The following is a 1,793-nucleotide window of genomic DNA, read 5'->3' as shown; positions in this document are numbered from 1 at the left end:
GGAAGAATTCTTGATAATGGAGATATTCCAACATTAAGTGTAAGTGGAGCAGACGCAGTTGAAGGTGATTACGCAGTATTCAATATTCAATTAAGTAACCCAAGTACAGAAGATATTAAATTTGATTTAATACCAAAAGCAGGAACAGCAAGTACAGATGACTTCGAATCAGAAGTAGAGATATTTGTAAATGGAGAATGGGTAGAAGCTACAAGTGCAACAATTCCAGCAGGTGAGACAGAAATAGCAGCAAGAGTAAAAACAACTCAAGATGATATTGATGAGCCAACAGAACAATTTACATTAGAAGCAACAGTAACAGATGGAACAACAACAAATGTTAAATCAGAAGGGACAGCATCAATTTTAGATAATGATGGAATTCCTCAAATTGTAATATCAGATGCAGTAGCACAAGAAGAAGATGGTGTATTAACATTTACAGTAAGTTTAAGTAACCCAAGTGATGGTGAAGTAACAGTAGATTTTACAACAGCAGATGGGACAGCGTTAGCAGGTTCAGATTATGAAGCAGCAATTGGAACAATAACATTTGCTCCAGGTGAGACTTCAAAAACACTTTCAATTCCAATTATAGATGATTCAATATATGAAGATTCAGAAAGTATGTTAGTTAATTTAACAAACCCAGTAAATGCAGAAATAGCTGATGAACAAGGTGAAGGAAGAATTCTTGATAATGGAGATATTCCAACATTAAGTGTAAGTGGAGCAGACGCAGTTGAAGGTGATTACGCAGTATTCAATATTCAATTAAGTAACCCAAGTACAGAAGATATTAAATTTGATTTAATACCAAAAGCAGGAACAGCAAGTACAGATGACTTCGAATCAGAAGTAGAGATATTTGTAAATGGAGAATGGGTAGAAGCTACAAGTGCAACAATTCCAGCAGGTGAGACAGAAATAGCAGCAAGAGTAAAAACAACTCAAGATGATATTGATGAGCCAACAGAACAATTTACATTAGAAGCAACAGTAACAGATGGAACAACAACAAATGTTAAATCAGAAGGGACAGCATCAATTTTAGATAATGATGGAATTCCTCAAATTGTTATTACAGATTCTTCTATTAATGAAGAAGATGGAGTATTAACATTTACAGTTAGTTTAAGTAATCCAAGTGATAGTGCAGTAACAGTAGATTTTACAACAGCAGATGGGACAGCATTAGCAGGTTCAGATTATGTATCGGATAATGGAACAATAACATTTGCTCCAGGTGAAACTTCAAAAACAATTTCAATTTCTGTTTTAGATGATAATATTTTTGAAGCAGATGAAAGTATGTATATTAATTTAACAAACCCAGTAAATGCAGAAGTAGCTGATGAACAAGGTGAAGGTAGAATTGCAGACAGCGGGAATGAAAGTGATATTCCAACATTAAGTATTTCTGATTCTGTTGTAACTGAAGGGGAGTTCAATATCTTTACTGTACAGATATCTAATGAATCAACAGAAGATATTAAATTTAAATTCTCTACTATTGATGGGAGTGCTATAAAAGGTGATGATTATGCTGATATCATTGAAGTATATGAGGTATCAAGTGATAATGGTATTACGTGGACAGAAGCTGATGAAGCAACAATAACGGCAGGTAATACAGCTATTTTAGTAAGAGTTCCAACTATAGAAGATGATATAGCAGAATCAAATGAAACATATACTTTACAAGCTGAAGTAATTGAAGGAACAACAACAAATAATACTTATCCAGAAGGTACAACAGCTAGTGCAACAGGAACAATAATAGATGATGATGA

1 protein-coding gene is annotated in these 1,793 nt (G+C 33.8%); it reads left to right on the top strand.

From position 1 onward, the window contains the following. The coding region (locus KO488_RS14695; protein WP_216059563.1) for a Calx-beta domain-containing protein at positions 1-1,793 on the top strand (1,793 nt) is incomplete at both ends.

The organism is Poseidonibacter lekithochrous (assembly GCF_018861145.1).
GTDB classification, from domain to species: Bacteria; Campylobacterota; Campylobacteria; order Campylobacterales; family Arcobacteraceae; genus Poseidonibacter; species Poseidonibacter lekithochrous_A.
Note: the sequence above shows the minus strand (reverse complement) of the source record. Positions and strands in the feature narration are given on the sequence as shown.